This is a genomic window from Psychrobacter namhaensis (genome assembly GCF_016107545.1).
Lineage (GTDB): Bacteria > Pseudomonadota > Gammaproteobacteria > Pseudomonadales > Moraxellaceae > Psychrobacter > Psychrobacter namhaensis.
Map to the genome: position 1 here is coordinate 198,038 of NZ_JABASS010000001.1, position 21,432 is coordinate 219,469.

16 protein-coding genes are annotated in these 21,432 nt (G+C 45.8%); 9 read left to right on the forward strand and 7 right to left on the reverse strand.

Annotated elements, in window-relative coordinates:
- Window positions 1-247 precede the first annotated feature (247 nt).
- Window positions 248-439 (reverse strand): (2Fe-2S)-binding protein, encoded by a 192-nt coding sequence (locus JFC06_RS00720; RefSeq protein WP_198333591.1) that lies wholly within the window; start codon window positions 437-439, stop codon window positions 248-250.
- Window positions 440-831: 392 nt separating this feature from the next.
- Between JFC06_RS00720 and JFC06_RS00725 the strand changes: the two genes are divergently transcribed.
- Window positions 832-1,155 carry an ArsR/SmtB family transcription factor gene (locus JFC06_RS00725; RefSeq protein WP_193005007.1) on the forward strand — a complete coding sequence of 108 codons (324 nt, stop codon included), beginning with the start codon at window positions 832-834 and terminating at the stop codon, window positions 1,153-1,155.
- A 158-nt stretch (window positions 1,156-1,313) separates the two neighbouring features.
- Here the strand turns inward: JFC06_RS00725 and JFC06_RS00730 are convergent, their stop codons facing one another.
- The 6 genes from JFC06_RS00730 to sat all read right to left on the reverse strand — a co-directional run bounded on the left by JFC06_RS00730 (window position 1,314) and on the right by sat (window position 8,149).
- Window positions 1,314-2,036: a sulfate/molybdate ABC transporter ATP-binding protein gene (locus JFC06_RS00730; RefSeq protein WP_193005009.1), complete on the reverse strand. Its 723-nt coding sequence runs from the start codon at window positions 2,034-2,036 to the stop codon at window positions 1,314-1,316.
- A 92-nt stretch (window positions 2,037-2,128) separates the two neighbouring features.
- Entirely contained in the window at window positions 2,129-3,064 is a 936-nt protein-coding gene (cysW, locus tag JFC06_RS00735) for a sulfate ABC transporter permease subunit CysW (RefSeq protein WP_198333592.1), read from the reverse strand.
- A gap of 1 nt (window position 3,065) precedes the next feature.
- On the reverse strand, window positions 3,066-3,950 hold the full coding sequence (gene cysT, locus JFC06_RS00740; protein ID WP_193005011.1) for a sulfate ABC transporter permease subunit CysT: 885 nt from the start codon (window positions 3,948-3,950) through the stop codon (window positions 3,066-3,068).
- Window positions 3,951-4,163: 213 nt separating this feature from the next.
- Entirely contained in the window at window positions 4,164-5,255 is a 1,092-nt protein-coding gene (locus JFC06_RS00745) for a sulfate ABC transporter substrate-binding protein (RefSeq protein WP_198333593.1), read from the reverse strand.
- 205 nt (window positions 5,256-5,460) lie between these two features.
- A complete protein-coding gene (locus JFC06_RS00750) occupies window positions 5,461-6,528 on the reverse strand; it encodes a sulfate ABC transporter substrate-binding protein (RefSeq protein WP_227670232.1) in 1,068 nt (355 codons plus the stop codon).
- A 382-nt stretch (window positions 6,529-6,910) separates the two neighbouring features.
- Complete coding sequence (gene sat, locus JFC06_RS00755; protein ID WP_193005016.1) at window positions 6,911-8,149, reverse strand: sulfate adenylyltransferase; 1,239 nt, start codon at window positions 8,147-8,149, stop codon at window positions 6,911-6,913.
- 326 nt (window positions 8,150-8,475) lie between these two features.
- Here sat and JFC06_RS00760 point away from each other — a divergent pair, with 326 nt between their 5' ends.
- From JFC06_RS00760 to JFC06_RS00795, 8 genes are all read left to right on the forward strand, one after another.
- A complete protein-coding gene (locus tag JFC06_RS00760) occupies window positions 8,476-10,161 on the forward strand; it encodes a nitrite/sulfite reductase (RefSeq protein WP_198333595.1) in 1,686 nt (561 codons plus the stop codon).
- A complete protein-coding gene (locus JFC06_RS00765) occupies window positions 10,154-10,750 on the forward strand; it encodes a DUF934 domain-containing protein (RefSeq protein WP_193005020.1) in 597 nt (198 codons plus the stop codon). The genes JFC06_RS00760 and JFC06_RS00765 overlap by 8 nt, the downstream gene beginning before the upstream one ends.
- A gap of 63 nt (window positions 10,751-10,813) precedes the next feature.
- Complete coding sequence (locus tag JFC06_RS00770) at window positions 10,814-11,452, forward strand: phosphoadenosine phosphosulfate reductase domain-containing protein (protein ID WP_193005021.1); 639 nt, start codon at window positions 10,814-10,816, stop codon at window positions 11,450-11,452.
- A gap of 310 nt (window positions 11,453-11,762) precedes the next feature.
- Window positions 11,763-12,713: an acetyltransferase gene (locus JFC06_RS00775; protein ID WP_198333596.1), complete on the forward strand. Its 951-nt coding sequence runs from the start codon at window positions 11,763-11,765 to the stop codon at window positions 12,711-12,713.
- A 366-nt stretch (window positions 12,714-13,079) separates the two neighbouring features.
- Window positions 13,080-14,678, forward strand: coding sequence for a siroheme synthase CysG (gene cysG / locus JFC06_RS00780; RefSeq protein ID WP_198333597.1), 1,599 nt, complete (start codon window positions 13,080-13,082; stop codon window positions 14,676-14,678).
- 171 nt (window positions 14,679-14,849) lie between these two features.
- Entirely contained in the window at window positions 14,850-16,331 is a 1,482-nt protein-coding gene (locus JFC06_RS00785; RefSeq protein ID WP_198333598.1) for an exonuclease SbcCD subunit D C-terminal domain-containing protein, read from the forward strand.
- A gap of 76 nt (window positions 16,332-16,407) precedes the next feature.
- Entirely contained in the window at window positions 16,408-20,295 is a 3,888-nt protein-coding gene (locus tag JFC06_RS00790; protein WP_198333599.1) for an AAA family ATPase, read from the forward strand.
- 43 nt (window positions 20,296-20,338) lie between these two features.
- Complete coding sequence (locus tag JFC06_RS00795) at window positions 20,339-21,421, forward strand: WG repeat-containing protein (RefSeq protein WP_198333600.1); 1,083 nt, start codon at window positions 20,339-20,341, stop codon at window positions 21,419-21,421.
- Window positions 21,422-21,432 lie beyond the last annotated feature (11 nt).

Below are 21,432 nucleotides of genomic sequence, written 5' to 3' on the forward strand. Positions count from 1 at the left end.
GTAATGTTATGAACTAAGAATAAGATGCTAATTGAGAACTATAATTAGCTAGCGTCGCTATTGATTACGGCCCCAACGATTGTGATGCGTGGCGAGATGGAACTAGGTGTGTCAGCAAGGTTATGTGGATACTCGCAACTCACCCTTTATGGTCAATAACCAAAGGATAAGTGCGGCGTACTGGAAGGTATGGGTAGGACGATAAGGTGTTATCTGGACAAAAAAGAAGTCTCTAAACCAATCATGCTTAAACCGCATAGGCTAAGACATCAAGTTTGGCATGGTGGTCATCTAGGTAGTCATTGACCATCGGCTCACAGCAACCACAGCAAGTCGCAACATCGAGGGTATCTTTTAGACCATCAAGCGTATCAATACCTGAAGCAATAGCTGCTTTGATTTGCTTTTCTTTTACGTCATTACAGATGCATACGTACATGGATTGGCTCCTCTGAATACCACTATTCGGTGGCTGTGTTTTGTACTGCTGTTTTATACTGCTGGTAAAGGTAAAGTGTCAATGATGCAGGTGTTGAGTGACAGTTTGCACCGTTTGCTTTGACGCGCCCCCTAACATCATTGTCATTAGTTTGTGTATAATAACGATAACTATTATCATTTGCAATAGTATTTGACTATTATTTGTCATAAAAAATCTTTATATTACACATACTTAATCAATGTAAATGAATATAAGTACGCATGTAACCCATTACTATCAAAAGTAGTGAATTAACGACGAACTGTAAGACCGCTTACTTTTCAATCGATTCTGTAGATAACTGCTGTTATATTGAATCCCTATTAACAAAGCCTCATTGGAATTGCTCTATGTCTGATAATAATTTTGAGATACGACCTATCGAGTTGTTTAAAGTTCTATCTGATCCGACCCGCTTAAAAATATTTCAAATTCTCTTTAAAAAAGAAGCACGCTGCGTGGGTGAGTTGGTAGAAATACTCGATCAACCGCAACCAACGATATCGCGTCATTTGAATCATTTGAAAAAACTGGGTATTTTACACTGTGTTCGCGATGGCACGTGGATGTGGTATGAAGTGGCTGATGACTTGCCAGACTGGTGCCAAGATATTTTAGACATCACTTATAAGCAAATATCAACCAAAGACATTGCTATGCCAAAGCCTGCTTAAACAGTATGGACGTTCGAATTTTGGGTGGGCTTTATAGTAGGCAATGTTGCTATTGAAACAAATAACACCGTCTTAGGCCCATCTTAACGCAAAAAAAAGACCTACTCATTGTAGGTCTTTTTTTAATCTCGCCAATACGGCTACTGTCTCAAACACACTTAGACTAAATCTAAGAAGTCACTGATAAAAGCGTTGGCTGGCTGGTGTATCAGCTCCTCTGACGTCCCTACCTGCTCTACTCGCCCTTGATTCATGACCACAATCTCATCTGACACCGCACGGGCTTCTTCTTGATCATGAGTCACCATAATGCTGGTAATACCCAGCTCATGATGAATGTTTTTTAGCCAAGTACGCAGCTCTTTACGCACTTTGGCATCTAGCGCCCCAAATGGCTCATCTAGCAGTAGTAGCTTTGGCTTGACCGCCAAGGCTCGTGCCAGCGCAATCCTTTGGCGCTGACCACCTGACAATTGGTGTGGATAAGCGTTGGCGACTTGTGGTAGCTGTACTAGCTCTAGCAGTTCGGCCACGCGCTTATTGATATCCGCTTTGCTTGGCCGTTCATTCTTTGGCAACAACGTCAGTCCAAAAGCAACATTATCGGCGATGTTTTTGTGCCGAAACAGCGCATAATGCTGAAACATAAAGCCAATGTGCCGCTTTTGCACAGGCGTGTTGGTCACATCCAGCTCATCAAATAATATCTGCCCAGAATCTGCATACTCTAGACCTGCGATAATACGTAGCAAGGTCGTTTTGCCGCACCCTGAGGGTCCAAGTAAGGTAGTCAGTTTACCAGTTGGCACAGTGATATTGATATTGTCTAACGCAGTAAAGTTACCGAATTTTTTATTAACGTTGCGAATCTCGATGCTCATAATCGTATCTCTTATTATATCTTTTGGCTTATCGTGGCATATTGTTTCATGGTGACGACGTCAGTGGTATTGAATCAAACCCTATCACTTATTTAAACCGCATCACTTTTACTTTCTGCGACGGTCGCATTGGCACTTACTGGTAGCTCAGGCGCACTTGCTAGTCGCTCGGACTTGGCAAACTTACGCTCTTGTACTTTGGTCATCACTTGCTGAATAAGTAACGTCACTAATGCCAGCGCCGCAAGTAGGCTCGATAAGGCAAAAGCGGCGGTAAAGTTATAATCATTATAGGCAATCTCAACCAACAGCGGCATGGTATTGGTTTCACCGCGAATGTGACCTGACACCACACTGACCGCGCCAAACTCACCCATTGCTCGCGCGTTGGTCAAAATCAAACCATAAAGCAACGCCCACTTTATATTTGGCAACGTGACATGCCAAAAGGTCTGCCAACCCGTGGCGCCCAAGGTCAAGGCGGCCTGCTCTTCACTATCGCCTTGCGTCTGCATCAGCGGGATCAGCTCACGGGCCACAAATGGAAAAGTAACAAACAGCGTCGCCAAAACAATACCGGGGACGGCGTAAATCACCTGGAAGCCCATGCTCTCAAGCCAGCCACCCACAGTAGAATTCAGCCCGAATAGTAAAACAAACATCAAACCTGCCACGACGGGAGATACAGAAAACGGTAAATCCAGCAAGGTGGTCACCAGCTGTTTGCCTTTGAATTGATAACGTGTGACCAGCCAAGCAATGGCTATGCCCATCACCATATTAATGGGCAAAACAATCGCCGCTGTAATTAACGTCAGCTTGATGGCCTGCATGGCTTCAGGGTCGACAAGTGAGGCAATATACAACTGCCAGCCATTCTTAAAGGCTTCATAAAACACGGCCAATAATGGGATGACCAACATGATAACCATAAATAGCACAGCGATGACGATAAAGGTACGGCGTAACCAAGGGGTGTCTTTGGTTGCCGGATTGCTTTGGTAGTCGTAGCTATTGGATATTTGCATGTTAGCGAGCTCCTACACGGCGCGACAGCTTCCACTGTACAATATTAATGGTTAACAAAATAACAAATGAGATCAGCAGCATAAACAACGCCACAGCCGAAGCCCCTTGAATATCAAATTGCTCAAGTTTGCTGATGATAATGAGCGGTAAAATCTCCGACTGCATCGGAATATTGCCTGCGATAAAAATCACCGAGCCATACTCGCCAGTAGCCCGCGCAAACATCATTCCTGCGCCCATTAACAAAGCGGGCAACAGCTCGGGCAAAATCACTTTTCGAAACGTGGTTAAGCGATTGGCACCCAACACCGCGGACGCTTCTTCAAACTCAACCGACAGCTCTGCTAAAACAGGCTGTACCGCGCGGACAATAAAAGGAAAGCTGACCACAACCAAGGCCAACCAAATCCCTATCGGCGTAAAAGCGACCTGAATATCAAACTTGGCGAACCATTGTCCTATTAGGCCGTTAGGGGCATAAAGCGTGGCAAGCGAGATGCCCGTGACTGCCGTTGGCAAAGCAAAGGGTAGATCAACCAACGCATTGATCAACGACTTGCCCCAAAACTCATAACGAACGAGCACCCAAGCAACTAATGTACCGAACACCATATTGGTCAGCATCGCTAAAAATGACATCCATAAGCTCAGCTTGATCGCAGCAGTGACCTGCGGCTGGGTAATGGTTTCCCAAAACCCTGTCCAGCCCATTTGTGTGGTGGTATAAGCCATCATGGCAAACGGCAGCACCACCAATAACGATAAGCTAAAGACAGTAATACCCATACTCAGGCCAAACCCTGGCAACACATTGCGTTGACGCAAACGTGTCAGCCATCCTTTTTTCAAAGGGGGCTTACTGGCAGAAGAAGATGTTGCACTCATAGTGATGTCCTATTGCCTATCGGATGGTACTTAACGTAAGACCATGTTGTATCAAGTTGATGATTAATCCGTCTGTTTTATAAAGGGCCATGTTATAAAGGACATAGCGCAAATGACCATGTCCTTTATGGGGTTTTCATGAGTGACTGCTCATACGTATGAGATGACACCCATTGCTAGTACATGCACGGCTCTTATGAGCGTCACAAGCGGTTATTGCGGCGCATTAACAGCTAACTGATCGAACACACCGCCATCGCTGAAGTAAGTGCCCATGATTTCATCCCACGACCCAAACGCGTCATTCGGGCGGAAGGTTTCAACTGGTGGTAATTTATCACTGTTTTTATCCAGCACGCTTTGAACGCTAGGGCGTAGGTATAGATCGGCTGCCAACTGCTGAGCAGGCTCGCTCCATAAGTAATCAAGATAGGCTTTTGCCGCTTCAGTCGTGCCTTTTTTGTCGGTCACTGACGTCACAACCGCGACGGGGCTCTCTGATTTGATAGAGTAATCTGGATAAACGATGTCTACTTGACCGGCGCCAAAGTCAGTCGCGGCAAGATTGGCCTCATTTTCAAAAGTCACCAAAACATCACCAATACCGCGTTGAACAAAAGTAGTGGTGGCTGCACGCCCGCCATTTTCATAAACCTTGACGTTTTTAAGCATGTCTTTTACGTAGTTTTTCGCTGGCGCTTCTTCGTTATTAAAGGCATGTAAACCGTAACCGTAAGCCCCTAAAAAGGCATAGCGACCATTACCCGTCACTTTTGGGTTGGCCATGACAATCTCAACTCCTTCTTTGGTCAAGTCTTCCCAATCATTGATGCCTTTTGGATTGCCCTTACGTACCAAAAACACGATGGTACTGGTAAACGGTACGGCGTTATCTGGGAATTTACTCTCCCAATCTGATTCAACCAAACCCCTCTTCTCAAGTAACTCAATATCAGAGCCTTGGTTCATCGTCGCGACATCCGCTTGCAACCCATTAGCAATCGAGAGGGCTTGTTTGCTTGAGCCGCCATGTGACTGCTTAATGAGAATATCGCTGTCTGGATTCTCAGCTTTATAGTGCTCAACGAATAGCGGGTTATAGTCTTTATAAAAATCACGCGCCACATCATAAGAGACGTTTAGCAGCTCGATGTTTTGACCCGCTGCCGTGCCATCGGCAGTAGCAGTCGTCTCTGTCTGTTCGCCATTGCTACAGCCAGCAAGACCCAAGGTCAAGGAAACGCCTGCAATACTCAAGACGTTAAGTACTTTACTTTTTTGTTGATAACGCGCGGCGTATGTCATAAGTCCCTCAAAAGTGTCTGTTAGGTAATGTCAGTATGCTAACAGCGCCATCTTATTATGTTTAATGATGAATATGCGTATGTTATTGCCAAAACGGAATAACAAGCCAGTAAGTATAAAGTTATCAATCAGTTGCCAAATATCTGCAAAAGCGTACCCAATAGATAAGCACAGATCGGCTGGGCTACGTCTTTAAAATCAGCCGCTACTCTACTCGTGCCAGCTGATCAAAACGCCCGCCGTCGACAAAGAATGTCTCCATAATCTGCTCCCAAGAGTCAAAGACCGTCACAGGATCAAAGGTATTGATGGCAGGCAAGGTGTCTTTGTGAGCAGCTAGAATTTTTTTATCACTGGGGCGTAAATACATGTTTGCCATAAGCGTTTGTGCAGGCTCATCCCACAAGCCTTTTAGGTAGGTAGTTGCGGCTGCAGTCTTGCCATCTATATCAGTGGTCGTAGCGACGACTACCGCCACAGGATTATTAATCAAAATAGAATAGCTTGGATAGACAATATCGACTTGTCCTTTGGCAAATTGCTTGGCAGCCAAATGGGCTTCATTTTCAGTTGTAATCAGCACATCGCCCAAGCTGCGCTGAGTAAAACTGGTGGTCGCTGCACGCGCGCCATTGTCATAAGTGACCACGTTTGCCAGTAATTTTTTGATAAAATCATCGGTTTTGGTATGGTTTTGTGGGTTTTCTTTAAAATGATGCAGGCCATAACCATACGCCCCCAAAAATGCGTAGCGCGCCGTACCGCTGGTTTTCGGGTTGGGTATGACCACATCAACATCACTGCGCGCTAAGTCTGTCCAATCTTTGATGTTTTTTGGATTGCCATCACGCACCAATAGCACCATGGTACTGGTATAGGGTACCGCGTTGTTTGGTAGCGCTTGTTGCCAGTCGGTGGCAACCAAGCCCTTTTCGACCAGTAGGTTCACATCGCTTTCTTGGTTAAAGGTCACCACATCCGCTTGCAAGCCATTCGCCACAGACATTGCCTGTTTGCTTGAGCCACCGTGCGACTGCTTAATATCTACCTTACTACCCGGATTTTTTTGCTGATAGTCCTGACTAAAAAGGGCGTTATAGTCTTTATAAAAATCACGCGATACATCATACGAGACATTTAATAAGCTGATGTTTTGCTGCTCGTGTACTGTCGTTGATCCATCTTGTTGTGAGGCGTCGTTAGAGCTACAGCCAATCGCGAGTACTGACATTGCCAGAACGCCACTTATACTCAGCCTGCGTGTTTCAGTCATTTTTTTAGTGATGGGTTGCATAAATGTTCTCAATAAAGTTAACAGAACCACTTTTTCAAAATACCGATAAAGGTATAAAACCGATAACGCCTTGATTGCGACTCTATGAATGATGAGAACTATGCTAGCAGCTTGTTTGTCAAAGGCTTAATGATGAATCCGCTTATCGAGTGGTTAACTTGGCATAAGTAACTTTGTTATTTATGCCCTATCGTGATCACTAGAGGCCGTTACATCAAACTCAGTAAATCCGTCTAAGAGGATTCTGTGGGGACAAAGCGCCCTCGATCCTGTATTTTTAATAAAAAAAGGGATCAGACGATAAGCCTAATCCCTTTTTACTTCTTCTTTATTTCTTAATATGTCGTCAGTACCTATGTTTTTATACTGCCGAGGCGCCGGTTAACTTCACCTCAGCACGTTCCTCGCGAGCGATACCAGCATAATACTGGCGCAAAATCTCCAACACTTCCGGACGGCTAAAGTTGTCTGGCACGTCTTCATCTTCTGATAGCGCCTTGCGCAACTTCGTTCCTGACACTTTGACGTGCTCAGAGGCCTCATGCGGGCAAGTTTTATCAGATGCCATGGCGTTACAGGCATTACACCAAAACGTCCAGCCAATTTTTAATGGTTGGGTAATCAAATCGTCTTTACCAACATAGTCAAAGATAGTTTGCGCATCAAAAGCGCCATAGTAATCGCCAACGCCAGCATGGTCACGGCCAACAATCAGATGACTGCAGCCATAGTTTTGGCGAAAGACTGCGTGCAATAGCGCTTCGCGTGGTCCAGCATAACGCATGTCTAATGGATAGCCGGCCTGAATGACGGTATCTTGTCTAAAGTAGTTGTCAATCAGGGTTTTAATCGCTTCTTGGCGCACTTCCGCTGGGATATCACCGGGTTTTAGCGCCCCTAACAATGAGTGTATCAGCACCCCATCACAAATCTCGATGGCAATTTTGGCTAAGTATTCGTGTGAGCGGTGCATCGGGTTGCGAGTTTGGAAGGCTGCAACTGTTTTCCAGCCTTTGGCATCCAAAATCTCACGCGTCTCAGCAGGTGTTTTATAAATCTCTGGATACAAGGTTGGGAACTCGCCTTCACTTAACACCTCAACACTGCCTGCGACATTGACGTCACCTTGGCTCAGTACTTGCTGTACACCTGGATGCTCTGCGTCTGTCGTCGTGAATACTTGCTGACATTCATGTTCTTTATCAATGGTATAGGTTTCTTCAACCGTTAAAATTCCCATCACCTCGCCATCTTTTGCCACCAAGGCCACTTTGTCACCTTGGCTCAAACTGTCAGCAGTTGCTTTAGGCGCAGATAAAGTGATAGGAATGGGCCAAAACAAGCCCGCGTTGTCACCACTTTGCAAGCGCATGTTATCTACCACGCCTTGCCAGTCGGCTTGATTCATAAAACCGTTCAATGGGGTAAACCCACCGATACCAAACATAATCAAATCACCACGCTCACGTGAGCTTAGGGTGATGGTCGGCAATGTGCTGGCAAGTTTTAGCGCTTGGGTACGGGCCTCACCACTTAACAACAGTGGTTTTAGCTCGTTGCTGCCGTGCGGGGGAACAAGTTTTGATGTGGTCTGAGTCATATGGATTTTAAAACCTCAAGAAAGGAATGGATGGGAAAATTAAGCAACAATGTAAGAGGACGCCATGAGCGGATGGTTAGCGCGCAAGCGATCATACGTTTAAGTTAGGTGTTAAATTCGATAAGCATAGGCTACCTAACTTTCTTTATGAAAATTTATGCTGTGTTTGGATATGGATATGTCTGAAAGGAATTTATGTTTCAAGTCTCAAGCTTATATGATGGTAAGCTGAATTATTCATCATGCGATTGGCAATAAAACCTATTACACACGCAAATCATTATCAATGCTGCCTTTAAGCTTAAAAACAAAATTGAGATTACGTCATGTATCAATATAATTACGCTGACCAAACCTTAGTAGAGGAACGTGTCGCCCAATTTCGCGACCAAACGGAACGGTTTTTGGCCGGTGAGCTGCCAGAAGAACAGTTTTTGCCGCTACGTCTACAAAACGGTCTTTACATTCAGCGTTATGCGCCAATGTTGCGCATTGCGATTCCTTATGGCCTTTTTGCAAGTTATCAATTGCGTAAGTTGGCAGAAATCACCCGCAAATATGACAAAGGTTACGGGCACTTTACCACCCGTACCAACATTCAGCTGAATTGGCCAAAACTTGAAGAAGTACCAGACATCTTGGCAGAGCTGGCCTCAGTACAGATGCACGCAATCCAGACCTCAGGCAACTGTATTCGTAATACCACGACTGACCCTTATGCTGGTATCCACCAAGAAGAGATTGCCGATCCGCGTCCTTATTGCGAGATCATCCGCCAGTGGTCAACCTTTCATCCTGAGTTTGCTTTTTTGCCGCGTAAATTTAAGATTGCGGTCGTTGGTACTGCCAATGATCGCGCCGCGACGCAAGTCCATGATGTCGGCCTACATGTAAAAACCAATGACGAAGGCGAGCTTGGTTTTGAAGTGTTGGTGGGTGGCGGGCTTGGTCGTACGCCTGTGATTGGTAAGGTGATTAATGAGTTTTTACCGCGTCGTCATCTGCTGAGCTACTTAGACGCTATTTTGCGCGTTTATAACTTACACGGTCGCCGTGATAATAAGTATAAGGCTCGTATCAAGATACTGGTTGACAGCATGGGCGGGCCCGCCTTTGCTAAATTGGTCGATGCGGAATGGCAAGCCCATACCAAAGACGGCCCCCTTACCTTAACCGATGCCAATTTTGCCACTGCCAGCAGCTTTTTCACTGAGCCTGACTACCTGACCTTTGATGCGCTCCAAACGCAGAGCGAGTTGCAACAACAACTTGATGGCGATAAAGACTTTGCCAATTGGTATCACCAAAACACGGTGGCACATAAAGTTGCGGGTTATCGCGCTGTGGTGATTTCCCTAAAAGCGGGACTGGTGGACGGTCGCTACGTGCCATCAGGTGATTTGAGCGAATCACAAATGGATGCACTTGCTGATCTTGCCGACAAATACAGTTTTAGTGAATTGCGTGGTACCTATCAGCAAAACTTGGTATTTGCGGATGTGCAAACCAATCAGCTTTACGAATTATGGCAACAGCTGTCTGAGCTGCATTTAGCTCGTGCCAATATCAACACGCTCACAGACATGATTGTCTGCCCAGGCTGGGACTATTGCTCACTGGCCAATGCCACCACCCATAACATCGCTGAGCAAATCGAAAAACAGTTTGATGATCTCGACTACCTTTATGACTTGGGTGAGATTCGCCTTAATATGTCTGGCTGTATGAACGCCTGTGCCCACCACCATACGGGTGACATTGGTATCCTGGGAGTCGATAAAAAGGGCGAGCACTGGTATCAGATCAGCCTTGGCGGTAACTCCAGCAATGATGCCAAAATCGGCAAGATATTGGGCAAAGCGGTGCCAGCCACCGATGTGGCAATTACGCTACAAAAGATATTAGATGTCTATTTAGAACAGCGCGTCAGCAATGATCATGAGGTAGAACGCTTTGGTGATTTGGTCGATCGTGTCGGCATTGCACCCTTTAAGGAGAAGGTCTATGGGTAATCATCATGTATTAAACAGTGCAGGCGCCGATATCAGTCAAAACGATACATGGTTGGCGCTTCACACCCATGAGTTGCCAGACGGTATTGCCCTGTCTCATATCACTTTGCTTGAGCTACTACACAAACAAGAAAAACGTGAGATCGTACTACCGCTTACTGACTTATTAGATACAGAAGGTCAGCTCGCTGGCGGACTATTACAAGAGGTACGTGAGTTAGTCAGCCAGCATGCCAGTCGTATGGGCGTTTGGGTGACGTCCGATAGCGATACAGAGGCACTGGTTGGTTTGTCAGAATTTTTATTACAGCAAGATTTGATTGTTATTCATGTGCCAGCTTTTACCGATGGACGCGGCTTTAGTTATGCCCAAACCCTACGCCACATTGGCTACCAAGGGGAGATTCGCATGGCAGGCAAGTTTGGGCGTGATCAAATTGCTTACTTACTGCGGGCGGGTGTCGACAGCTTTGTGCTCAGCGAGCACGACATGCAATCTATCTCTGACATCACTCAAGCATTTAATGCGCTTGCCAGCAGCTATGATGGCCGAGACGCCGCCGCGTTACCGATGTTTTCGGGTGCTTAATGTGATGACCACCCCTATTTTAGTTTAGCCATTTTTACCCTAACCACCATTAAGGAACGTATCATGAGTCAGTTACATCCCAACCTAGATATCGATCAAGCCAACCAAGACCTACAAGGCAAGTCGCCCGAAGAAATCGTTGCTTGGGCATTAACACAAGCTAAAAACCCAATTATTACAACCAACTTCCGTCCTTACGAGTCAGCGATATTGCATTTGGTTGCCAAGCAGCGTCCTGATATCACGGTATTGTGGGTGGATTCAGGCTACAACACCGATGCCACCTATCAATTTGCCAATAAGGTTATCCGTGACTTGAATTTAAATGTGATCACGTACATTCCTAAGCAGACGGCGGCGCATCGTGACGCGACCATGAACGGTATCCCAGGCATTGATAACCCGCAGCATGACGAGTTTACGGATCAAGTCAAGCTTGAGCCGTTCCGCCGTGCCCTAGATGAATTAAAACCTGACGTTTGGTTCAACGCCATCCGCAAAGATCAAACCGAGTTCCGTCAAGGCCTTGACGTGCTTAGCCTATCAAAAGATGGCGTATTAAAAGTCGCGCCATTGTTTGAGAAAACAGATGCGGATCTAGATGTTTATCTAGAAGAGCATGACTTGCCAAATGAGTTTGATTACTTTGATCCGACGAAAGTAGAAGAAAGTCGTGAGTGTGGTTTGCACACACAGCTGTAGATAAATACCGAATAAAAAGCAGTGTGAAGAAAAAAGAAGCGATGATTCTCATATCATCGCTTCTTTTTTGCGTTAATTACGTCGTTTGAGGCTATTGATGTTGCTTGATAAGGGCGCGCTACAATAAGCTATTATTAGCTGACTCATGGCACGCTCCCTGCTTTTTCGCCTTGTTTTAACGTTTTTTTAACGTTTTATCGTCGCCCATTGAGGTATTCTATGGTTTGTTTTCGGGATTTGCGTATCACTGCCTACCCCTTAACGCTAAATCAGGAATGTTTTGACGCATTCATCAATACGGATATCTGTTATGCCCTCTCTAAAAAAGATCGATTCACTCTATGAAAAGCTTCATGATAAATTTCCGCAAGTCGGCAAAGCCGCCTCTTTTTTGACTGGTACTGGCGTCCTCACCGCCAATAGTATGGGGGTGGGTCTACCCATCTGGACGTTGGGGGCGGCTAAAATGTTGACCGGATCAAAGCACGCTGATAAGGCCCTAATTGCGATTACCAAATACTGGATCAATAGTAATAACGCCGTGATTGACCATGTACTACCGCACAAAGACTGGCGTATTTCCTTGCCTGACGATCTTAGCGAAGACAAACAATACCTACTGATAAGTAACCATCAGTCTTGGGTCGATACCAGTATCGTACAATACATCAGCCAAGACCGATTGCCTTTAACGCGGTTCTTCACTAAATTTAACCTGATCTACATTCCCGTCATTGGCCAAGCCTTTTACTTCTTAGACTTTCCGATGATTAAACGCTTCTCTCCCAAAGCAATGGCAAAGAATTCTGACCTTAAAAAGCAAAATTTGATTGAGGCCAAGCGTGCCTGCCGTCAGTTAAAAAACAAACCTTTTGCCCTCCTCAACTATCTAGAAGGGACACGCTTTACGTCAGAAAAACACGACCGGCAAAACTCACCTTATCAGCACTTATTAAAGCCACGAGCGGGCGGTTTGTCGTTAGCGATCAACGCATTAGGCGATCAGTTGGACTCAATTTTAAACATCACTATTGTGTACCCAGATGGCACCCCTGATTATGATGATTTATGGAAAGGCAATATTCGTCGTTTGGGCGTCGATGTGACCCGTCTGAAGATACCCGATGCGTTATTCGCTGCGATCATGGATGGGGGTTATGACCGCGATGAAGCCACTAAAAAAATGATGTTTGATTGGTTAGAGGATATCTGGCAACAAAAAGATGCCCGCATTACCAAAATGCTGAGTGATTTTGAGTAAGCTTCTGGTATACGGTTAAAGATCGTTTATTGGTTTTTTGCGAAAATGCATACACTATTCTGCCCGCTTAGCCTCAATAGTGTATGCATTAATCAACTCAAACTACAAAATGAAACGCGCGCAATTGATGTATCTTCAACAATCAATGATGGCTCATTGATAATAACTGCCATCTTTAGCACCCAGCTATCTGCATAGCCTCTTGACTCCTTTGCTCTTTAACATTTACCTCTCTATTCCTTTTATCATCAAAAACTGTCATTATCATGACAAAAACGAATATGCTAATGCCAATTCACTACGTGAGAGTCCCTCTGCAATCCCTCATAATGGCGACATCTTTTAAATAAAATAAATGGTGACACTATGAACACCTTCCCGCTGTTTTTTAAACTAGAAGAGCGCAAAGTACTTATCGTGGGGGGCGGTGAAGTGGCGCTACGTAAAGCTGACTTACTCAGCCGTGCGGGTGCTTGTATTACGGTGCTAGCGCCACGTATTAGCGATGAGATACAAGCATTATTAAGCCCCAACAAATACGAGGCTAAGCATGAACTGATTTATGAAAACTATAATAAAGCGTATATGTCAGGGGCGCGCGTTATCATCGCTGCCACTGACGATGAGGCGCTGAACCATCAAGTTCATGCCGATGCCAGCGCGCTGAATATTCCAGTAAACGTCGTCGATACCCCTCATTTATGCGATTTTATTTTTCCCGCGATTATAGATCGTAATCCGATCGTGATTGGTATCTCATCCAACGGCAAAGCGCCCGTACTCGCCCGTCTACTGCGGGCGCGTCTTGAGACGTTGATTCCACAAGGCTATGGCAAGCTAGCCAAGCTGGCTGGCGAGTTTCGTGCTGAAGTAAAAACCAAAATACCTACCCTGACCGGACGTCGGCAATTTTGGGAGCGTGCATTTGAAGGGCAAGTCAGTCAGCTGATGTTTGCCGGTAATGAGAATGAAGCGGCCGCGCAACTGCAAGTCGACTTAGATCGGACAGCAGCAGCCATACGTGAAAAAAGCGCGGCTGAGCAGACAGCGACTATCCCGGTTAACTCTGACGACACAAGAGAAGCGCAAACCGCGATAGGCGAAGTTTATATCGTTGGTGCAGGCCCTGGTGACCCAGAGCTCCTCACGTTTAAGGCGCTACGATTGATGCAACAAGCGGATATTGTCTACTATGATGCCTTGGTATCGCCCCAAGTGTTAGACTTGTGCCGCCGTGATGCCGATAAAGTGTTTGTCGGTAAAAAACGCAGCAATCATGCAGTGGCACAGCTCGGTATCAATGAATTACTGATCAACAGCGCCAAAAAAGGTCGCCGTGTGGTACGTTTGAAGGGCGGCGATCCCTTTATTTTTGGCCGCGGCGGCGAAGAGATTGAGAGCCTGCAAGCGCACGGTATCCCTTATCAAGTGGTGCCTGGTATCACCGCTGCCAACGCTGCCGCAAGTTATGCTGGCATCCCCCTAACCCACCGCGATCATTCGCAGTCGGTACGCTTCGTCACTGGATTTTTAAAGGCGGGGGCGCCCAATAACAACTTTAAAAGCTTTTTGAATACCGATGAAACCGTGGTGTTTTATATGGGCCTGCATTCACTAGCACGGTTGACCGAAGGGTTGATTGATGCTGGGCGCACTGCTGAGACACCCATCGCAATCGTCTCTAACGCTAGCATGTCCAATCAGCAAGTATTGACCGGCACCCTTGCAACGATAGTCGCCAAGCAAGAGCAAGCACAGCTGCCAACGCCAGCCTTACTGATCATGGGTGATGTGGTCAGCTTACACCACGACTTGTCTTGGTATAATCAGTCCAATCAAAACAGTGATGACACAGCGGATAACTGGCTACGTGAAGGATCCTTTGCTAGCAATAAAGGCGCGAAACCGTTGGCACGCCAGCAAGCGCATGCGCTATCTATGGTGGCTAATATTTCGGCACCGTAAAAAACGGGTTGGCAGTAGTGGATGATAAAAAACTTTTACGATTCATTTGTCAAAAACTCTAAAAGCTCTGCCAATTTATTGGCAGGGCTTTTTTCACGTATTGCAACAGAGCAAACCACAAAAATTCTTGCTAGAATGAAAGCTTTCTACTAAATGCCAATAAGCGCAACTATGTCCACACCTACTGTTTCTAACACGCTCCCTACCAACCCTTTAACCATTTTGCATACCTCTGATTGGCATTTGGGTCGTAGGCTGTATGGCCGTATGCGTTATGAGGAGTTTGAGGCTTTTCTTAATTGGTTATACGACACCATATGCACACAGCAAGTAGATGTGCTCATCGTCGCTGGTGATATCTTTGATACTATGACCCCAAGTAACAGAGCACAGGCGCTGTACTATGAATTTTTGGGGCGGGTATCTCGGTCTTGCTGTGAGCATATCGTCATCGTCGCGGGTAATCACGACTCGCCGACTTTTTTAGATGCGCCAAGCAATGTACTAAAATTTCTAAACGTCCATGTGATCGGCACGGCCTGTGATGATTTAAACGATGAAGTGTTGGTACTCAATGATACCAGTGGCGCACCACATTGCATCATTGCCGCTGTCCCCTACCTTCGTGATCGTGACGTACGTAGTAGCAGCGCTGGCGAGTCTGCTGATAGCAAGGACGCTAATGTCATCAAAGGCATTCGCGCCCACTATGATAATGTCGCAAACATTGCCAAAGCCAAACAAACAGCGTTCGTCAAATCACATCAACGTCACGTGCCCATCATCGCGACAGGTCACTTATTTGCAGCGGGCGGCAAGACCACGGAGGATGACGGCGTACGCGATCTTTATGTTGGCTCACTTGGGCAAGTGTCGGCCGAGATGTTCGATGAGAGTTTTGACTATGTCGCACTGGGACACTTACACGTACCACAACGTGTCGGTGGTCGTGAGCGCATCCGCTATTCAGGATCACCCATTGCGATGGGTTTTGGCGAGGCGCGGCAGCAAAAGCAGGTTCTTATCATAAAGTTTGGCGAAGCATTGGATGCCAATGATGTGACAACCCCGCGCTTACCCACTCAAACCACAGTCAAATCTATTAAAAAATCTGCAAAAAAGCTCAGCCATCAAGAAAATGATTTGATAGATGACTTGTTTGGTTTTGTGGAAGTAGAAAACATGAATGAGCGTGGTGACTTAAAAGATTTGGATACGAGCATACCGCATGTTAACGATGCTAAGACCATGCAAATTTCCTCCCTCGCTATTCCTTGTTTTCAAAAACTGGCCCAGATTACAGGCGACCTCACCACTATCGCAGAAGCCATCAAATCTCTGGGTAGCACTGAGCCTGTTTGGTTAGAAGTCATCTATGATGGTGATGAAATTATTCATGAACTGCGCGAAGAAATCCATGCCATGATAGAAGGGCTGCCCTGTGAAGTCTTAAAAATTAAAAACACCCGCACTTATAACAAGGTTCTCAATCAAGAACAAACCTCAGAGGATTTACAAGATTTAAATGAGATGGAAGTGTTTGATCACTGCCTAGAGATGAATGGCATTGCCACCATCCAAAAAGCCTCACTGCGCAACGCCTATCAGCAGATACTCCATGATATCTATCACGATGACAGTCAAGCTGAATAAATAACGGCCAATTTATTGGCTGTCTCAGCCTAAACGTCTAACATAAGCCATCAACCAAACCTATAAAGATCTAAAAATGCGCCTAATTGAACTAAGACTCAAAAACCTCAACTCTCTTAAAGGCGAATGGCATATCGACTTTAGTGATGCCGCTTTTACCAACGAAGGTATTTTTGCCATTACGGGGCAAACAGGCGCCGGCAAGACCACGATTTTGGATGCGGTATGTCTGGCATTATATGGCGAGACGCCGCGAATCAATAGCATCAGCAAAAGTAGCAATGAGGTGATGACACGGCAAACGGCAGAGTGTTTCGCTGAGGTGGTGATTGATTTAAATGGTGTACAGTATCGTTGCCGTTGGGGCCAGCGCCGCGCTTACAATAAATCTGATGGCAACTTGCAAGATGCGACGCATGAGATCGCCTTAATCAAACCCCCAGCTCACGACTCAGATAAAACCGCTGGCGATGAGATACTAGAAAGCAAACTCTCACGCACCAAAGATAAAATTGTCTCGCTGACCCGGATGGACTTTCAGCAGTTCACCCGCTCCATCTTGCTCGCCCAAGGCAGCTTTTCAGCGTTTTTAAAGGCCAAAGCTGACGAGCGCGCGGATATCTTAGAAAAAATCACTGGGACGGATATCTACGCGACGATATCGACCCATGTCTTTGAAAAAAAACGCGCTGAAGAAGACATCTTAAGCAAGTTACAGTTTGGCTTAGAGGGTTTAACCCTCCTAACAGCAGAGGAAGAGGCGGCTATTAGCGAACAACTCTCTGGCTATCAATCCGCTCAATCCGCGAAACAGCGACACTATCAGGACTTGGTGAAACAGATACATTGGCTCGATACTGTGGCAGAGTTAGAAAAAAATGTCACGTATTACCAAGATGAGCTGACCCTTGCCGCCCAAGCGCAGACAGACTTTACGCCTGATGCCAAACGCCTGATGGCCGCCAACAAAGCCCTCGAAATGGATGGTCAGTACAGCCAACTTATCCATAACCGTGATACCGTCAAGCGTTTGCAAGATGAGCGGCAAAAGACAAACCAGCAACTACCACAGCAAAAAGAACGTCTGGTGCAGGCCTCGAGCACTTTAACAGCCGCTGTCACGCGCGTGCAGGACGCGACTCACGAGCTACAAACGGCCTTACCCAAGATCAAGAAAGCACGTGAGCTTGATGCAGATATTGCGCAGCATACGTACACCTTAAACAATACTCAGAAAAATCAACAAACCCTTACCACCAGAACCCAAAGCTTACGAAAAGAAATAGTCCGTCACACCCAAGAGCTAGTGCAAAACAAAACCCAGCTGACACGCGTAACGCAGTATCTTAATGACGCAAGCGCACTGAGTGGTATCGATAGCGACATTGCCGACTTTAAGAGTCATTGCAGTCGTCTAAAAGCACTGCTACAAGATAATGCTGCCCTAGCAAAGGACAATGCACATCAGCAAAATCAGATCAACCAGTCTCAAACCAATCTTGATATCTTGCAGAAACAGCAAGAGGTAAAAAATACGGCAAAAACAGCCATGCAGGATGAGCTGACGGCACTGCGCAAAGAGCAAACCGCACTAATCCAGAGCCAGTCATTGGTTGATATGCGAGATGAGCAAGAGCAAATCGATTATCTCAACAGCCAAATTGAGCAAATACGCGCTAAGAGGCTCCAGTTCAATGAGCTTAGTACCCAAGTCGCACAGATAAACGGTGTTCTACCATTGCTACACAGCGAGCTAGCGGAAATTTCTGGCATCATTGCCGACAAAGAATCAACCATCAAGGACGCTAAAGACAAGCGTCAAGACAAACAAACCCAGCTTCATTTACAACAAAAGGTCGCCACGTTAGAAGACTATATCGCTGATTTAAAAGACGGGCACCCCTGTCCGCTTTGCGGCGCGCGCGAGCATCCTTATAGCCTCACCGATAGTGCCAAGCATCCCCATTTAACACAAGAGACTGAATCTACTCAGACGCAGCGACAAATAACAGAGCTGGATGCGACTATCGCGGATTTAGACCATGCTCTATCCGAGCTACACATTAATCAGACAAAAAAACAAATCCAGTTTGAGCAACGCCAAGAGCAAAAAATCTTGCTAGGTGAGCAAATACAACAATTAAATGCTGATATCAGCCAATTAATCATCTCAGCCTTAAGCAAAACTGACTCTCCGTCTATTGCTGCACTGGTACAACCGTTGGCGCAGATGGACACAAATACGGTCACCCTATCCTTGCTAGATAGCACGAGAGACAAGCTTGTGACCCGTAGGGAGTGTCTAAAAAGTACGTTGACTCACTATGAGACGCTTAACGATGCACTCACCACGATTCGACACACGATAGAGGATATAGAGAAAGAGCAATATACGCTGGCAAGAGACATTGATGATATTGCAGCCAATATAAATTTCAGCTCATTGACGATAGAAAATACAAACAAAAAATCTCATGATAATTTCGCTGTATTAAAAATCCTTAAAGACGACATACTGCAGCTGCTAAGCACATACACAGATAGCAAGTATCAGTCAGACTCGATCACAGCGATACGCACTTTACAGCACGCCCTACAACCATTGATAGCAAGTATTGAGACTCAAACCATACTCAGCGAGGTGGATGCTCAGGATCATATTGAGACACTGCGTCAGCATCACAGCGCCCTTTTACAACTGAAAAACCAGTTTAACGGTAAAAAAGAAAAGGAACAAACGCTAAAGACAGAACGTGGACGCATAGAAATACAAATCGAAACCAAACAGAGTCAACTAGATAAAAATGAGGAGGAGCTGAATGATCTGGCTCAATTAGTGATAGAAAATACCGAAGCGCTTGAAAAATCAACCGCAGATAGAGAGCATGTCTTTACTGATAAAAACCCTGAAGCTGAAGAGACACGATTACGGACTGTACTTGAGCGGGCAACTGCTGAGCACATCACGGCGCAAAGACAGCTGGATAACACTGAGCACACCCTCAAACAGCTACAGCAAACACAGCAGCAACTGAGTGAACAACTGAGCGACATGGCCACTGCTCTTGATACCCAACAACGCATTTTTAAAGCCGCACTAATCGCCTCCGATTTTGCTGATGAATCAGAGTTTGTCAGTGCTCGCCTGCCCACCGCAGAGCGCCATCGCTTGACTGAGCAGCAGCAGCAAATAATTGATAGGCTAAAGCAAGCGCAATCTTTATTGAGCAAGACTAGGCAAAGTCTGCTGGAAAAACAGGCTGGACCTTTAACCCACAAAGATAAAGAAACGCTGGTTGAAGAGCAGCAGCAAGTACAAAATGAGCGGCATCGCCTGCTTGAGTCAATCGGCGCCATGAGTCAGCAGATAAAAGACAACGAAGAGAAAAAAGGCAGTCAACAGGCCACGCTACAAGCCATCGCTCAGCAAAAAGAAACCCTTCAGGTCTGGCGACAGCTCAATGAGTTGATAGGCTCCAGTAGTGGTAAGAAATATCGTACCTTTGCCCAAGGTTTGACCTTTGATATTATGGTGAAGCATGCCAACGCGCAGCTGCACAAAATGAGTGATCGCTACCTGCTCATCCGTGATGACAATAGTCCACTTGAGCTCAATGTTATCGACAACTATCAAGGCGGCGAGATTCGCAGTACCAAAAACCTCTCTGGCGGCGAAGGATTTATTATTAGCTTGGCCTTAGCGCTTGGGCTCTCGCAGATGGCCAGTCAAAATATTCGTGTGGATTCGCTATTTTTGGATGAAGGGTTTGGTACTCTTGATGAGGAGTCTCTTGATATTGCGCTTGATACCTTAACCAGCCTGCAACAAGAAGGAAAATTGATCGGGGTCATCTCTCACGTGCAAGCCTTAAAAGAGCGTATCTTAACCCAAATTAGGGTCGATAAACTCTCTGGCGGTTTTAGTCAAATTAGTGGTCAAGGCTGCCGTAGGGTGTCCAGTTAGACTAAATAATAAGTGGTGTGGCACGAACAACCAGGAGTCAGCGATGACTAAAAAACCCAATAACCCTATCAGCTTATGTGTCTTATCTGTGTTTTCGGTGGCTGTCGTCAGTTCAGCTCACGCTACTGTCAACTGTGCCGGTTACCTACCCTCTGGTTATTTTCAGCGTATCGAATCGAATAAAAAATTGACGGGCAAATTGATCGAACAAACAGATGGCACGCAGCAGCTACAAAACGCCGATGGCAAAGTCATTATAGAGGGTCTCACCAATGCTCATATAGTGATGGATAAATATGTGTTAGGGCAGCGGCTTAATCGCCGTGACATCAGCCATGGCGCAAACTACGGTGTCGTCAATACTGCTGGCAAGACAATCGTGCCTTTTAAGTATGATGATATCCAAACACAACCGGATATTGCTATCAGCTTTATTGTGAGTGTCAATACAGAAAATGGCTCTGTCAAACAAGGTATTATCAATCGTCATGGTGAGTGGGTGTACCCGCTAACCGATGCTCATATTCAGCACGCGCATTACGATTCTCACTACGATCAAGATTATTTTATAGTGACTCATTCTAGCGAAAAGTTAAGTGATCAAAGACAGACTGGGCTACTTGATGACCGAGGTTATTGGGCAATTATGCCGCAGTACGATGCGATTGTGCCCCTCAATGCTTGTACTGGTCAGCTGTTGTATATGCAAGTAAATTTGCAAAATGAGAGTGCGCTTATCGACCAAAACAACGATATCATCATCCCATTTGCACCCAATCAGCATATAGAGTCTTTTAACAATGCCACCAGTCCATTACTTTTCCTACATAGTAGGTTAAGGACTGGCAGTACAGCGACGGGGATGAGTGAAGACATTCAAGATGAGATTATCAGTGCTCAAATCATCGATGCCAGTGGCAAACGGCTTATTTCTTCGGAATCACCGATCAGCAAGCTGCTATATCATCAACTTTATACCTATAAGCAAGCTGGAAAATACGGTCTACTTAATGATCAAGGCGATGTCATCCTCAAACCACAATTTGATCGCTATCGTGATGAAGGAGAACAGGTCCGGTTCGAGGAAAACGGTAAGCTTATACCTTTAGAGCGTTTATTGGATTAAACGCAGCGTTT

Coding starts and splice junctions, on each gene's coding strand:
- JFC06_RS00720 (WP_198333591.1), bottom strand. CDS start 439: ATGTACGTATGCATCTGTAATGACGTAAAAGAAAAGCAAATCAAAGCA.
- JFC06_RS00725 (WP_193005007.1), top strand. CDS start 832: ATGTCTGATAATAATTTTGAGATACGACCTATCGAGTTGTTTAAAGTT.
- JFC06_RS00730 (WP_193005009.1), bottom strand. CDS start 2,036: ATGAGCATCGAGATTCGCAACGTTAATAAAAAATTCGGTAACTTTACT.
- cysW (WP_198333592.1), bottom strand. CDS start 3,064: ATGCAAATATCCAATAGCTACGACTACCAAAGCAATCCGGCAACCAAA.
- cysT (WP_193005011.1), bottom strand. CDS start 3,950: ATGAGTGCAACATCTTCTTCTGCCAGTAAGCCCCCTTTGAAAAAAGGA.
- JFC06_RS00745 (WP_198333593.1), bottom strand. CDS start 5,255: ATGACATACGCCGCGCGTTATCAACAAAAAAGTAAAGTACTTAACGTC.
- JFC06_RS00750 (WP_227670232.1), bottom strand. CDS start 6,528: ATGACTGAAACACGCAGGCTGAGTATAAGTGGCGTTCTGGCAATGTCA.
- sat (WP_193005016.1), bottom strand. CDS start 8,149: ATGACTCAGACCACATCAAAACTTGTTCCCCCGCACGGCAGCAACGAG.
- JFC06_RS00760 (WP_198333595.1), top strand. CDS start 8,476: ATGTATCAATATAATTACGCTGACCAAACCTTAGTAGAGGAACGTGTC.
- JFC06_RS00765 (WP_193005020.1), top strand. CDS start 10,154: ATGGGTAATCATCATGTATTAAACAGTGCAGGCGCCGATATCAGTCAA.
- JFC06_RS00770 (WP_193005021.1), top strand. CDS start 10,814: ATGAGTCAGTTACATCCCAACCTAGATATCGATCAAGCCAACCAAGAC.
- JFC06_RS00775 (WP_198333596.1), top strand. CDS start 11,763: ATGCCCTCTCTAAAAAAGATCGATTCACTCTATGAAAAGCTTCATGAT.
- cysG (WP_198333597.1), top strand. CDS start 13,080: ATGAACACCTTCCCGCTGTTTTTTAAACTAGAAGAGCGCAAAGTACTT.
- JFC06_RS00785 (WP_198333598.1), top strand. CDS start 14,850: ATGTCCACACCTACTGTTTCTAACACGCTCCCTACCAACCCTTTAACC.
- JFC06_RS00790 (WP_198333599.1), top strand. CDS start 16,408: ATGCGCCTAATTGAACTAAGACTCAAAAACCTCAACTCTCTTAAAGGC.
- JFC06_RS00795 (WP_198333600.1), top strand. CDS start 20,339: ATGACTAAAAAACCCAATAACCCTATCAGCTTATGTGTCTTATCTGTG.